Here is a 15,095-nt window from a genome sequence, read left to right on the forward strand (position 1 = left end):
GATATGAAAAGTTTTGTAAAAATAATCGTCGCTTTAGTTGTAATAACAAGTGTTATTTCATGCGGAGATAAACGTACACCTCAATTACAGTATATGCCTGATATGTATGTATCTATTCCTTACGATGCGAATGGGGATACAGGTGTTTCTAACAGTACATCAGACAGATTGCCTGTTGCAGGTACCGTAAGTAGAAACGGTATAGTAGCTTATGATATTCCCGATACAAATGAAGGATACGAGAAAGCTAAAGCTGAATTAAAGAATCCTTTCGAAGCTTCTGAAAAGAACTTGGCAAAGGGTAAAGAATTGTATACAATCTATTGTGCTACATGCCATGGTAAAAAAGGTGATGGTAACGGAGTTTTATCTCAAAGAGATAAGTTTAATGGTATACCTAACTACAAAGATAGAGACCTAACTCCAGGTAATATTTATCATGTACTTATGTATGGTAAAAACTTAATGGGTTCCCATTCAAGTCAGTTACAGTACAAAGAGCGTTGGCAAGTTGTACAGTATGTAGAGAAATTAAGAAGCGAATTAAAATAAGTATATAATAGATAGTTAAGATATGTACAAGTTTTCAGGAAAATTAAAAATGCTTGCTATTATTTTAATGGCTGTAGGACTTATAGGAACTGTTTATAGTTTTTATAGTGCACCTAAAACATTAGAAGAAGCAAAGGAAATTTTAGCAAATCAGCACGGTGCTCATCATGGAGATCATGCTACTGCTGATTCTCATAAAGCAACAACTCACGTTGAAAACGCTAAAGAAGAAGCACAGACTACAACAGAAATACATGAGGAAGAAAATCATGTTTCTGATAGTATAGCTGTTCATACAGAAAGTGCTGAAGTTGCACATGTAGCAGATTCAACTAATGCAGAACATAAAGAAGAAGTAAAAGAACAGCATGCTGATGCAGTTGTAAAACATACAGATGCTACACAGGCACACGGAGAAAACCATGAAGATGAACATGCTGAACACGCTTTTCATCAAATGCAAAACCGTCCTTGGGCAGCTTTTTTTGTTGCTTTAATGTTCTTTTTAGGAGTTACATTATTAGTATTAGCTTTTTATGCAATACAAAGAGTAGCACAAGCAGGTTGGTCTATCGTATTATTTAGAGTAATGGAAGCTATTACAGCAAATCTACACTATGTAAGTGCTATAATGTTAGTGTTTTTAATCGCTACTTTTATGCATATGAATCATTTATTCCCTTGGATGGCTGAAGGTGTTTTTGACCCTCAAAGTCCAAACTACGATTCTGTTGTAGACGGAAAAAAATGGTTTTTAAATACGCCAGGTTGGTTAATGAGAAGTATCTTTTATTTAACTGTTTGGAATGTATATCGTTTCTTTATTAGAAAAGGCTCTATAGCTCAAGATAATGGTGACTTAAAATTACATAAGAGAAATTATAATATTTCTGTAGTTTTCTTATTCTTATTTATGATTACAGAATCTATGATGTCTTGGGATTGGATTATGGGTATAGACCCTCACTGGTTCTCTACATTATTTGGTTGGTATGTTTTAGCTACTTTCTTAGTATCTGCTTTAACAGTAATAGCTTTTGTAACAATATATTTAAGAGCGCAAGGTCATTTACCTTTTGTAAATGATAGTCATATTCATGATTTAGCGAAGTATATGTTTGGTTTTTCAGTATTCTGGACCTACTTATGGTTTGCTCAGTTTATGTTAATTTGGTATGCAGATATTCCAGAAGAAACAACTTATTTCTTATTGCGTTTCAATGAATATAAAGTTCCATTTTTAGCAATGGTAGTTATGAACTTTATCTTTCCAATATTATTATTAATCAATAGCGACTTTAAAAGCGTTCCTTGGTTTGTAACAATAGGAGGAGTTGTAATATTAGCAGGTCATTATTTAGACTTATTTGTAATGATCATGCCAGGAACTGTTGGTGCTCAATACGGATTTGGGATTGGTGAAATAAGCGGGATTTTATTCTTCTTAGGCTTATTTATTTATGCTACCTTTAGCGCGTTTGCAAAAGCAAATACATTGGCAAAAGGAAACCCATTCTTACACGAAAGTGAAACTTATCATTACTACAATATCGAACACAGTGGTGAAGATAGTAATGACCATTAATAATTATAATTAATAAACAAATAGTTTAGATAATATGCTCGCTTTATTTTATATTTTCATAGCAATTGCAATAGGAGTTAGTTTCTGGCAAATTACTCGTATAATGAATTTTCGCTCTGTAATAGCTACAGACAAAGACAATGAAACACAAGGTAAATTAGCTATAGGGTTTTTAGTAGCCCTTTATGCAATGATGGTTTATTGTTTAATAGCAATGAATGTAGTAATGTTACCAGAGTCTGCTTCTATTGAAGGAGAACATGATGATAACTTATTTAACATTACATTTTGGTTAATTGGTGTTGTTCAGTTTGCAATGCAATTCTTAATTTTCTTTTTTACATATAAGTATAGAGGTAAAAAAGGAAACAAAGCATTGTTTTATGCAGATAGTCATAAATTAGAATTAATATGGACTACTATTCCTGCAGTAACAATTGTAATCTTAATTGGTTATGGTTTATGGGCTTGGAATAATATTATGTATGTTGGTGATGACGAAAACCCTATCGAAATTGAAGTATATTCAAGACAATTCGATTGGCAAGCACGTTACGCAGGAGCAGATAATGAATTAGGTTTAGGAAATGTTAACTTTATAAAAGGTATTAACTCAATGGGAGTTGATATGTCTGATCCAAATTCTCAGGATGATAAAAAAGTAACAGAACTAGTTTTACCAAAAGGGAAAAAGATTTTATTTAAGTTCCGTTCTCAAGATGTATTACACTCAGCTTATATGCCTCACTTTAGAGCGCAAATGAACTGTGTACCAGGTATGGTTACTCAATTTGCATTTACACCTAAGTTTACTACTGAAGAGATGCGTAAAAGCTCTGAGGTAATTGCTAAAACAGATGGAATTAATAAAATTAGAAAAGCAAAAGGTGAAGACCTTTACGAATTTGATTATTTGTTATTGTGTAATAAAATTTGTGGTGCATCTCACTACAATATGCAAATGAAAATTACTGTTGTTGAAGAAGCTGAATACAACAAGTGGTTATCAGAACAAAAAACATTAGCTCAAGTTATTAAATAAGATATTTTTTAAAAGTATATATAGATTATGTCAGATCATCATCACAAAGAAACATTTGTAACCAAATACATCTTCAGTCAAGATCATAAAATGATCTCGAAACAATTTCTTGTTACGGGTATATTTATGGGTGTTATAGGAGGTTTTATGTCTATGTTATTTCGTTTGCAAATTGCATGGCCAGAAACATCATTTTCAATTATTGAAGCATTCTTAGGTAACCATCAAACAGATGGAATTATGAATCCTGATATGTACTTAGCATTGGTTACAATTCACGGTACAATAATGGTATTCTTTGTATTAACTGCCGGTTTAAGTGGTACGTTTTCAAACTTATTAATTCCATTGCAAATCGGGGCACGTGATATGGCTTCTGGTTTCTTAAACATGGTATCTTACTGGTTGTTTTTCTTATCATCGGTAATAATGATAATTTCATTATTTGTTGAGGCAGGACCTGCATCAGCTGGATGGACAATTTATCCACCTTTATCAGCCTTGCCACAAGCAATTCCTGGTTCAGGTACAGGTATGACATTATGGTTAGTATCTATGGCAATTTTCGTTGCGTCATCATTAATAGGATCGTTAAACTACATCGTAACAATTTTAAACTTACGTACAAAAGGAATGAAAATGACAAGATTGCCATTAACAATGTGGGCATTCTTTGTTACAGCTATTATTGGTGTTATTTCGTTCCCAGTATTGTTATCTGCGGCTTTATTATTAATTTTTGATAGAAGTTTCGGAACCTCATTTTTCTTGTCAGATATTTTTATCTCAGGTGAAGTATTACATTACCAAGGAGGATCACCTGTATTATTTGAACACTTATTTTGGTTCTTAGGGCACCCAGAAGTATATATTATTTTATTACCAGCATTAGGTCTTACTTCAGAAGTAATATCAACAAATGCTCGTAAGCCAATTTTTGGATACCGTGCAATGATTGGGTCAATCATCGCGATTGCTTTCTTATCAACAATTGTATGGGGGCACCACATGTTTGTTACAGGAATGAATCCTTTCTTAGGATCTGTATTTACATTTACAACGGTATTAATTGCAATTCCATCTGCAGTAAAAGCATTTAATTATGTTACAACATTATGGAAAGGTAATTTACAATTAAATCCAGCCATGTTATTCTCTATCGGATTAGTTTCTACATTCGTAACAGGTGGTTTAACAGGATTAGTTTTAGGAGATTCTGCATTAGATATTAACGTACACGATACTTATTTCGTAGTAGCGCATTTCCACTTAGTAATGGGTGTATCTGCTTTATTAGGAATGTTTGCTGGTGTGTATCACTGGTTCCCTAAAATGTATGGTAGAATGATGAATAAAACATTAGGTTACTGGCACTTTTGGTTAACAATTATCTCTGCTTACGGAGTATTTTTCCCGATGCACTTTGTTGGACTAGCTGGTTTACCTCGTCGTTATTATACAAACTCAAACTTTCCAATGTTTGATGATTTAATTGAAATCAACGTATTTATGACTTTAATGGCATTTTTAGGAGGTGCTGCTCAGTTAATATTTTTAGCAAACTTCTTTATCTCAATGTATAGAGGTAATAAAGCAGAACAGAATCCTTGGAAATCGAATACTTTAGAGTGGACTACACCTGTTGAACATATTCACGGAAACTGGCCAGGTGCTATTCCAGAAGTTCACAGATGGGCGTATGATTATAGTAAAGTATGGGATGATGAAAATGATCTTAGATTTGGAGAGTATGTGCACGGAAAAGATTTCGTATTACAAACTACACCATTGTTAGATGGAGAAGAACCATCTTAATAAATAAAAGCATTTAAAAAAGCCTTCCAATATTGGAAGGCTTTTTTGTTTTACAATTCTAAATGCTATTATGTACCTTAGCATTGGTAATGTTGTTGCGTAACAATTATTACAAAGCAAAAATTATATTTCAAGTATATTTGTACCTATATGAACGAAAACTTAAATCCTGAAAATACGAATCTATCAAATGACGATTTAGATGTAGAAAAAAAACTACGTCCGCTTTCTTTTGATGACTTTTCAGGACAAGATCAAGCAATTGATAATTTAAAAATATTTGTTGAAGCAGCCAATCAACGAGATGAAGCTTTAGATCATACTTTGTTTCACGGTCCTCCGGGATTGGGCAAAACAACCTTGGCACATATTTTAGCCAATGAGTTAGGTGTGGGTATTAAAGTTACCTCAGGACCTGTTTTAGACAAACCAGGAGATTTGGCAGGATTGTTAACAAATCTTGATGAACGAGATGTGTTATTTATAGATGAAATTCATCGATTAAGTCCGATTGTAGAAGAGTACTTATATTCTGCAATGGAAGACTATAAAATCGATATTATGATTGAATCTGGACCCAACGCACGTACGGTTCAAATAAATTTAGAACCGTTTACATTAGTAGGAGCTACGACTCGATCTGGATTGTTAACAGCACCAATGAGAGCTCGTTTTGGAATCAGTAGTCGATTACATTATTATTCAACAGAATTACTTACTACTATTATTCAAAGAAGTTCGCAAATATTAGGCGTACCAATTTCTATGGAAGCAGCTATAGAAATTGCTGGTAGAAGTAGAGGAACACCAAGAATAGCAAATGCATTATTACGAAGAGTTAGAGATTTTGCACAAATAAAAGGTAATGGAAGTATTACTATAGAAATAGCAGTTTATGCTTTAAAAGCATTGAATGTAGATGCTCATGGATTGGATGAAATGGATAATAAGATTTTAGTAACTATAATTGATAAATTTAAAGGCGGCCCTGTAGGAATTAGTACAATTGCAACAGCAGTTAGTGAGAATACAGAAACCATTGAAGAAGTTTATGAACCGTTTTTAATTCAACAAGGTTTTATAATGCGTACTCCAAGAGGTAGAGAAGTAACCGATTTGGCTTACCAACATTTAGGGCGAATTAAAGGGAAGAATCAAGGTGAATTATTTTAAGTAATTATTAAACTTCTAAATGGAAAAAGAAAATATTAATAAAAATATATCTAAAGAGCCATCTAACGGATGGATACAAAGGTTAAAAGAAGAGAGTTGGGAAGCTGAATTACTGGTTTCTGCTATCGCTATTTTCGGAACTTTTAAGCTTTTTGATATTGTTAGTTGGGCAACCAATTTTTTTATTGATGTGTTAAATCCTAATCAATATTTTATAGCTTATTTCATTGTAACTTTTGGTCTTTTGGCGGTAAGTATGTTAGCAGCAATGTTTGTAATACACTTTGTTTTACGAGCTTATTGGATAGGTTTGGTAGGGTTGAATTCTGTTTTCCCTGATTACAGTATTGAGGATAGTGTGTATTCTAAAATTTACACAAAAAAAATATTAGAAGTCTTACCAAAGTTAAAAGAATCAATACAAAAAACAGATGAGCTATGTAGCGTAATTTTTTCAGCAGCATTTACATTGTTGTTTATGTACGCATATATGTCTCTTTTTGCAAGTGTTTATTTGTTTGTATATAACCTTTTATCAAAATATATAGCTTCATATATTTTATTAATCCTGCAGGCTTTTTTACGTTTTGCTTATTCCTGCAAATGATCATAACACTTATTTCTAATTTAAAAGTAAATAAAGAAAAAGAGAAAATACAAACAATCACTTTTAAAATAAATAAGTTTGTTTCAATGTTAACTTTCGGACCATTATATAAATCAATTTTACAAATAACAATGATTTTCGGTTCTAATTTTAAAAAGAAGAAATCGTTGGTATATCTAGTTTTATCATTTGTTTTTGTAGGTTTATTTTTAACAATGAATCAAATAATAAAAACAAATATATTTTATTTAGTATCTCATCAAAAATATTTTAATACAACGAAGGTTTATGCAAGTTTTTATAAAGACGAAAATAAAACAAATACGTTTTTATTAACACCAGAAATAGAATCAGACAAAGTAACTTCGGATGTTTTAAAGATTTTTATCCCTGTTTTTAGTTATGAAAAAAACGTAAGAACTCAACTGTGTGGTACTTTAGAAAAAGAGGATGATAAATCATTTGAGTTGGCAAGAGAAGAAATGGATGCCTTTACTTTAAATTGTTATAAAGAGTATTATCATATTTATATAGATAATGAAAAAATTACAGCAGATTTTCTGCGGCAACATGGACATTCTAGAACTAAACAAGCAGGAATCATTTCTTATTTAGATATTTCGAACTTAAAAAAAGGAATACATACTATTAAAGTAAGGAAAGAGCTTAAAAATTCGGAAACCTTGAAATGGAAAATTAAGTTTTACAAAGTAACAAACAACTAATCTCATTTTTTAAAAAAAGTAAAGTTGATATTTTAATGAAATTATTAAAAAAATTCATACCAATTTTAGAGTGGTTACCAAACTACAAAAAATCTCAACTTAGAGGTGATGTTGTAGCAGGTATAACTGTAGCAACGGTTTTAATTCCGCAAGGAATTGCTTATGCATTAATTGCAGGTTTACCACCTATTTATGGTTTATATGCTGCTTTGGTACCGCAATTAATGTATGCAATTTTTGGTTCGTCTCGCCAAGTAGCAATTGGTCCAGTAGCAATGGATTCTTTAATTGTAGCTACAGGAGTTTCAACATTGGCCTTAATGGGATCAGAAAGTTACATTGCTATTGCTATTTTATTGGCATTAATGGTGGGTGGTATTCAGCTTTTAATGGGGCTTTTTCGTTTAGGTTTTATTGTTAATTTTTTATCAAGACCTGTAATAGTAGGATTTACATCTGCGGTAGCATTAATTATAGGGTTAAATCAATTTAGAAACTTATTAGGAGTAGATTTTTTACAGAGTGATCAGGTACATATTCTTATTGAAGACATCTTTAAAAGAGTTTCATATTTTAATACCAACACAGCGGTAATCGGAATTATTGCATGTATTATAATTATGATTTTTAGAAAGATCAATAAAAAAATACCCAATGCTTTAATAGTTGTAGTAATAGGGATATTGGTAATTCGTTTTTCTAAAGATTATTTTATAGATGTAGCAATTGTAAAAGGGATTCCATCTGGATTACCAGGTTTTAGTATTCCGGTTATAGATATCGCATTAATAAGAGAATTATTACCAATAGCAATAACCTTAGTTATGGTTGGGTATTTAGAAATTATATCGATAGGAAAAACATTAGAAGCAAAGCAAGATGAATATAGAATAAGACCAAATCAAGAACTTATTGCTTTAGGTTTAAGCAATGTTGTAGGTTCGTTATTTCAATCCTATCCATCAACATCAAGCTTTTCTCGTTCGGCCATTAATGAAGAAGCAGGTGGTAAAACAGGTATATCAGCAATTGTATCGGTACTAATAGTTGTACTCACATTGCTTTTCTTGACACCAGTATTTTATCACTTACCAAAAACAATATTGGCCGCTATTATCATAGTAGCTGTATTTAATTTAATAAATATAAAAGAAGCTAAACGACTTTGGACAGCTAATAATTTAGATTTTTGGTTGTTGATTGCAACATTCTTAGCGACTATTTTTTTTGGTATTGAATACGGTATTTTAATAGGTGTAAGCTTGTCTTTAGTAATCTTAATTTTTAGAACATCACGACCTTATGTAATAGAATTAGGAAAGGTGCCAAACTCTGATTTTTACAGAAATAAAAACAGATTTAAAGATGTAATTATTGATGATAAAATTTTAGTATTTCGTTTTGATGCACAATTGTTTTATGCCAACTCAAATTATTTTCATGAAAAACTAGATGAAATGGTCGGGGAAAAAGGAAAATTATTAAAATTAATTGTCTTAGACGCCGAAAGTATTAATAGAGTTGATAGTACTGGGGTAGAAATGCTTAAAGAGCGTATAAAATATTACAATAAAAGAAACATTGCATTTTATTTTGCAGGAGTAAAAGGACCCGTTAGAGACGCTTTTTTTAGAGGAGGTCTTTTAGAAGTGGCAAGTATAGATCACTTTTTTATGCGTGCCAATGGCGCAGTAAATTTTTTTAAAACAGGAGATAATAAAAATCAAAAAAAATACGCACAGTATATACATCAAGCGTACGAATAAATAAGATTATGAATATAGAGCAAATTTATACAGGTTGTTTAGCACAAGGAGCGTATTATATAGAAAGTAATGGAGAAATAGCAATTATAGATCCGTTACGCGAAGTAGCACCTTACATAAAAAAAGCAGCAGAAGCTAACGGGAATATTAAATATATTTTTGAAACTCATTTTCATGCAGATTTTGTAAGTGGCCACGTAACCTTAGCAGAAAAAACAGGAGCAACAATTGTATACGGTCCAACGGCTAAAACAAATTACAAATCTCATATAGCAACCGATGGGGAAGTTTTTAAAGTAGGTAATATTACCATTACAGCAATGCACACACCAGGGCATACGATGGAAAGTACTTCGTATTTATTGAAAGATGAAAACGGGAAAAACCACGCAGTTTTTAGTGGAGACACCTTATTTTTAGGTGATGTTGGGCGTCCAGATTTAGCGCAGAAAGGAACACTTACTCAAGATGATTTAGCGGGATTTTTATATGACAGCTTGCGCACAAAAATAATGACTTTAGAGGATGACGTTATTGTATATCCTGCGCACGGAGCAGGTTCTGCTTGTGGAAAAAACTTAAGTAAAGAAACGGTAGGATCTATTGGTGATCAAAAGAAAACCAATTATGCTTTAAGAGCAGATATGACTAAGGCTGAGTTTGTAAAAGAAGTAACGGATGGTTTAGCGCCACCACCAGCCTATTTTCCTTTAAATGTAAAGTTGAATAAAGAAGGATATGAATCAATTGATGAAGTTATTAAAAAAGGAGCAATTGCATTATCTGCCGAAGATTTTGAAAAAGTAAGTAATTCAACAGATGCCATCATTTTAGATGTACGCCATCAATTCGATTTTGTAAAAGGATTTATACCGCAATCAATTTTTATTGGTTTAGGAGGAGCCTTTGCACCTTGGGTTGGTGCTTTAATTAAAGATGTAACTCAGCCAATTTTATTAATAACTCCTTTAGGAGAAGAAAAAACAGCAATAACACGTTTATCTCGCGTAGGTTTTGATAATGTATTAGGATATTTAGAAGGTGGTTTTGATACTTGGCAAAAATCAGGAAAAGAAATAGATACTTTACGTTCTGTATCGGCAAATGATTTAGAAGGAGCGATAAAAAATAAAGCGAAAGTTTTTGATGCCCGAAAACCGGGGGAATATGCAAACGAACATATTATCGATGTGCCAAACACACCATTAGATTTTTTAAATGACCATATATCTGAATTTCCAAAAAAGGAAGATTTTTATATTCATTGTGCGGGAGGGTATCGTTCGGTAATAGCAGCGTCTATTTTAAAATCGAGAGGATATCATAATGTAATTGATGTAGCAGGTGGTTATGGAGCCATTAAAAAAACAACAATCAATAGAACAGTCAATGTTTGTCCGTCAACATTAAAATAAAACGACATGAAAAAAAATATTCTTTATTTAGGATTAATTTTAACGATAATAATGTCTTGTGCTTCAAAAGAAGATGGAGTGAAAGATATTTCTATTAATGATTTACAAGTTGTATTAAAGAACAATGAAAATGTTCAGCTAGTAGATGTTCGTACACCAGAAGAATGGGTAGAAGGGACTATTAAAAATGCGATAGAAATAAATGTAACAGGTAGTGATTTTGAAAAAAAGGCATTGGCTAAATTAGATAAAACAAAACCAGTATATATCTATTGCCGATCAGGAGGTAGATCTAAAATAGCATCAGAGTTATTATTAAAAAAAGGATTTCAACCATATAATGTTTTAGGCGGTTATAAAGCATGGGAAAAAGAAATAGTTAAAAAATAATAATTTCATAGTACTTATAAAAACCAAAAAACGAGCTAGAAGCTCGTTTTTTGGTTTTTATAAGTATTAAATAAGTTAAAAGTTTAGAGTATATTGCTTTAGGTGAAACCGCATTAATGTTAAATTTTTCACAAACTGAATAAATTGTTTAATGTTTTGTTACATTTGTTGAACAAAAAAATAAATTATGAAACCACTTTTCTTAAAATTAATCTTGTTAACGTCTGTCTTATTAGTGTCTTTTACGCCAAATAGTCAAGAGTTTCAAGGACAAGCCTTTTATTTTTCTAAATCTAAAATGGAACTTGGTAGTTGGGGAGCTCGAATGAGTGAAGCTCAAAAGAAACAAATACAAGCACGATTAAAGAATCGGTTAGAGAAAAGATATGTGCTTAATTTTAATAAAGAGAAATCGATATTTTTAGAGGAAGATAAGTTAGACGCCATTTCTGGAGCAACAGACTCTTGGGGTAAGAATTTTACGCAAGGAGATCAATATAAAAACATAAAGGAAAATGCTTTAGTGCAAAGTCAAGAGTTTTATGGAAAGCAATTTTTAGTAAAAGATCAGTTACAAGTTATAAAATGGAAAATGGGTAAGGAGTCAAAGCAAATAGGACAGTATTTATGTTTTAAAGCTACAGCCTTAATACCAACCAAAGAACTTACTTGGTTTAATTTTTCATGGGCAGATTTAAGATCTTCTTCTACTAAAAAGACAGATTCTTTAGCCGTTAAATCAGCAGAGCCAGCAATAGAAATGACAGCTGTTGAAGCTTGGTATACTCCAAAAATACCAGTAAGTCATGGTCCGGGAGAATACTGGGGTTTACCGGGTCTTATTTTAGAAGTAAGCGCAGGTAATACAACATTATTGTGTTCAAAAATTGTAATGAATCCACAAGATAAAATAGAAATAGAAGCGCCTAGTAAAGGAAAAGAAATAACTAAAAATGATTATCAGGCAACAATTAAAGGTAAAATGATTGAGATGCGTAACAATCGAGGAAGAAGAAGAAATTAATATCCTTTAGAAAAATATCTTAATTAAATATAACCAATACCATATAATCATGAAAAAAGCACTTTCTGTTGCCTTGTTTTTTTTAGTTAGTATTTCATTTTCGCAAATTAAACTCGAAGGTGTTGTTAAAGATAGTTTAAACGTGTCTTTAGATTTAGCCAATGTGATTGCTATAAATGAAGAAACAAGTGTTTTAGAAGCATACGGTATTACAGATGAGAAAGGAAAATATAAGTTAAGTTTAGGTAAAAACGGAACCTATAAGATTCAAATTAGTTATATAGGTATGAAAACCTTTGAAGAGGTTATATCAACTAAAGAAGATGATTTAAATAGAGATTTTATACTCTTATCAGATAATACGCTAGATGAAGTAGAAATTACCTACGAAATGCCTGTTACAGTAAAAGGTGATACTTTAATTTATAATGCAGATTCTTTTAAAAACGGAACAGAACGAAAGTTAGAAGATGTACTCGAAAAATTACCAGGTGTAGAGATTAATGAAAATGGGCAAATAGAAGTAGAAGGTAAGGTTGTAAATAAATTAATGGTAAATGGTAAGGATTTTTTTGATGGCGATACAAAGCTAGCAACCAAAAATATACCATCTAAGGCTGTAGATAAGATTGAGGTTTTACGTAATTACTCTGAAGTAGGTCAATTAAGAGCCGTAAGTAACAATCAGAACAATGTAGCTTTAAATATAAAGTTAAAAGAAGGGAAAGAGAATTTTTGGTTTGGTAATGTAACTGTAGGCGGCGGATCTTCACCCGATAAAGAACTTTACTTAGTGCAACCTAAGCTTTTTTATTACAATCCGGAATATAGTATTAACTTTATTGGAGACCTTAATAATATAGGTGAACTAGCTTTAACTCGTAGAGATATTAGAGGTTTTGGTGGCGGTTTTAGAGCGCCAAGTAGTAGCAGCGGAACAAGTATTAATTTAGGAGATAACAGCCTTAATTTTTTAACAAATCAGGCAAATACTTTACAAGTAGATAATAAGTTAGCTACAGGAAATTTTAGCTATTCACCAAAAAAGACACTAGATCTTAGTGGGTTTTTAATTTACAATAGCAGTCGTATACTGTCTAAAGAAACAAGTTTTGTGCAATACACAAATCCTGATTTAGGTATTCCTGATGAGGAAACCACTCAGAATGGTACTGAGCGCTCTAATCAAGGTTTGTTAAAATTAAGCGCGTCTTATAAGCCGAACATGAACAATCAATTAGAATACGATATTATAGCTCGTGTATCTAACGACACACAAGATCAACGTATTTTTTCATCAGTATTAGGCAACACAAATCAACTAGAAGAAGTAACACCTTTTAGCATCAATCAAAAAATAAATTATTATTATACGCTTAACGAAACCAACATTTTTGCTTTCGAGGCGCAGCATTTAATTAAGAATGAAGATCCTTTTTACAATGCTGTTTTAGGTAATGACCCAAATGGAGAGGATCCTTTTGATACAACAGCAGATGCTTTAGGTTTAGACACATCATTAAATACTTATGATTTAGGGCAGAATAGGCGTATAAAATCTAATCAACTAGATGCTAAATTAGATTACTTTAATATTTTAAATACAAAAAGTAACCTTAACCTTACATTAGGAACAATTATAAGTAAACAGGAATTTAATTCTTCAATATTTCAGTTTTTAAACGATGGATCTAAATTTGTGCCTACGCCGAATTTTAATGACGGAAAAGCATCTAACGATATAACATATAATTTTAGTGATATTTATTTAGGTGTACACTATCGATTAAAAGCAGGTAAATTTACAATAACACCAGGTTTTTCTTTGCATGCATACGGAAACGAAAACGTACAGTTCGGAGAAACGTATGAAGATAACTTTTTTAGAGTTTTGCCTGATTTCGAAACTCGAATTCAGTTTAAGAAAAGTGAGTCTTTAACTTTGCGATATGAAATGCGAAATCAGTTTACAGATGTTACAAGATTAGCAGAAGGTTTGGTATTAAATAACTATAATAGTATTCAATTTGGTGAGCCAGATTTGCAAAATGCATTATCGCATAATGTGAGTTTATTTTACAGTAGCTTTAATCTTTTTAATTATACGAATGTTTTTGCCAGAGCGGCATATTCTAGCAATATAGATCAGGTAAGAAGTTTAACAAATTTTGAAAATGTTATACGAACAAGTACTTTTTTTAATTCGAATTTTGCAGATGAAAATGTTAATGTATTTGGACGCGTACAACGAACTTTTGGTAAAATAAGAGCAAGCTTAAATGCAAGTTTTAATTACAGCAAAATAAATCAATTAATACAGGGAACTCAGTCGTTAAATAAGGGTTATACACAAAGTTATACGCCAGGTGTAAGAACTAATTATAGAGAAGCACCAAATGTAAGTTTAAGATACCGTTATAGTATTACAAATAATGACCAAGGAAGCAGAAGTACTACATTTACAACCAATGCACCTTCAATAGAATTTGATGCTTATATTAAAAAAAGAATCACATTTAAAACCAATTATACCTATACAAATCAAGATTTAGGCAACGGTAATTCGCAATCTTTTCAGAACTGGGATGCTACTTTATCGTATAGAAAGGATAGAGATGCAAAATGGGAGTATGAAATTAAAGCTACAAACCTTTTAAATATTGATTCTCAAGTAAGAAATAGCGCTAACAATCTTTCTGTTTTTAGTTCAGAAACATTTATACAACCGCGATTTGTAACATTTAGGTTTGTGTATACTTTGTAGTTTTTGGGATGATTTTATAAGTTTAAATAAAAGTATTGTATACTAAAAATAGGGCTATTAGTTTCATTTAAGATGCTAATAGCCCTATTTTTTTATGTTTACTTGTAATTACTTATGTTTAGGCCTGTATTGGTAAATTTAACATCAACATAAGCTCTTATATCAGTATGAAATAAAATTATTACAGCTGAATAGATCTAATATTGAAAAAATAAATTATCAAAAATTAGAGAACTC

Annotated in this window: 12 protein-coding genes; all 12 read left to right on the top strand. The window is 31.5% G+C overall.

Features of this window, described 5'->3' with window-relative positions:
- The first annotated feature begins 3 nt into the window (after positions 1-3).
- The 12 genes from RRF68_RS10710 to RRF68_RS10765 all read left to right on the top strand — a co-directional run bounded on the left by RRF68_RS10710 (position 4) and on the right by RRF68_RS10765 (position 14,858).
- Positions 4-552: a c-type cytochrome gene (locus RRF68_RS10710; protein WP_218772115.1), complete on the top strand. Its 549-nt coding sequence runs from the start codon at positions 4-6 to the stop codon at positions 550-552.
- 22 nt (positions 553-574) lie between these two features.
- Positions 575-2,137, top strand: coding sequence for a quinol:cytochrome C oxidoreductase (locus tag RRF68_RS10715; RefSeq protein WP_315944339.1), 1,563 nt, complete (start codon positions 575-577; stop codon positions 2,135-2,137).
- A gap of 34 nt (positions 2,138-2,171) precedes the next feature.
- The gene (locus RRF68_RS10720) at positions 2,172-3,179 is read left to right on the top strand and encodes a cytochrome c oxidase subunit II (RefSeq protein ID WP_275315405.1); all 1,008 of its coding nucleotides are present in this window, start codon (positions 2,172-2,174) and stop codon (positions 3,177-3,179) included.
- A gap of 27 nt (positions 3,180-3,206) precedes the next feature.
- Positions 3,207-4,994 carry a cbb3-type cytochrome c oxidase subunit I gene (locus RRF68_RS10725; RefSeq protein ID WP_315944340.1) on the top strand — a complete coding sequence of 596 codons (1,788 nt, stop codon included), beginning with the start codon at positions 3,207-3,209 and terminating at the stop codon, positions 4,992-4,994.
- 150 nt (positions 4,995-5,144) lie between these two features.
- Entirely contained in the window at positions 5,145-6,167 is a 1,023-nt protein-coding gene (gene ruvB, locus RRF68_RS10730) for a Holliday junction branch migration DNA helicase RuvB (protein ID WP_218772119.1), read from the top strand.
- A 19-nt stretch (positions 6,168-6,186) separates the two neighbouring features.
- Complete coding sequence (locus RRF68_RS10735; protein ID WP_315944341.1) at positions 6,187-6,774, top strand: hypothetical protein; 588 nt, start codon at positions 6,187-6,189, stop codon at positions 6,772-6,774.
- Complete coding sequence (locus RRF68_RS10740) at positions 6,771-7,499, top strand: hypothetical protein (protein WP_315944342.1); 729 nt, start codon at positions 6,771-6,773, stop codon at positions 7,497-7,499. Before RRF68_RS10735 ends, RRF68_RS10740 begins: the two co-directional genes overlap by 4 nt.
- Before the next feature lie 35 nt (positions 7,500-7,534).
- On the top strand, positions 7,535-9,265 hold the full coding sequence (locus RRF68_RS10745) for a SulP family inorganic anion transporter (protein WP_218772121.1): 1,731 nt from the start codon (positions 7,535-7,537) through the stop codon (positions 9,263-9,265).
- An 8-nt stretch (positions 9,266-9,273) separates the two neighbouring features.
- A complete protein-coding gene (locus RRF68_RS10750) occupies positions 9,274-10,680 on the top strand; it encodes an MBL fold metallo-hydrolase (RefSeq protein WP_315944343.1) in 1,407 nt (468 codons plus the stop codon).
- A gap of 6 nt (positions 10,681-10,686) precedes the next feature.
- On the top strand, positions 10,687-11,070 hold the full coding sequence (locus tag RRF68_RS10755; protein WP_315944344.1) for a rhodanese-like domain-containing protein: 384 nt from the start codon (positions 10,687-10,689) through the stop codon (positions 11,068-11,070).
- Positions 11,071-11,257: 187 nt separating this feature from the next.
- A complete protein-coding gene (locus RRF68_RS10760) occupies positions 11,258-12,094 on the top strand; it encodes a GLPGLI family protein (RefSeq protein WP_315944345.1) in 837 nt (278 codons plus the stop codon).
- Positions 12,095-12,143: 49 nt separating this feature from the next.
- Positions 12,144-14,858 (top strand): carboxypeptidase-like regulatory domain-containing protein, encoded by a 2,715-nt coding sequence (locus RRF68_RS10765; RefSeq protein WP_315944346.1) that lies wholly within the window; start codon positions 12,144-12,146, stop codon positions 14,856-14,858.
- Positions 14,859-15,095: the final 237 nt, after the last annotated feature.

It is taken from the genome of Tenacibaculum sp. HL-MS23 (genome assembly GCF_032463465.1).
Taxonomy (GTDB): Bacteria; Bacteroidota; Bacteroidia; order Flavobacteriales; family Flavobacteriaceae; genus Polaribacter; species Polaribacter bernardetii.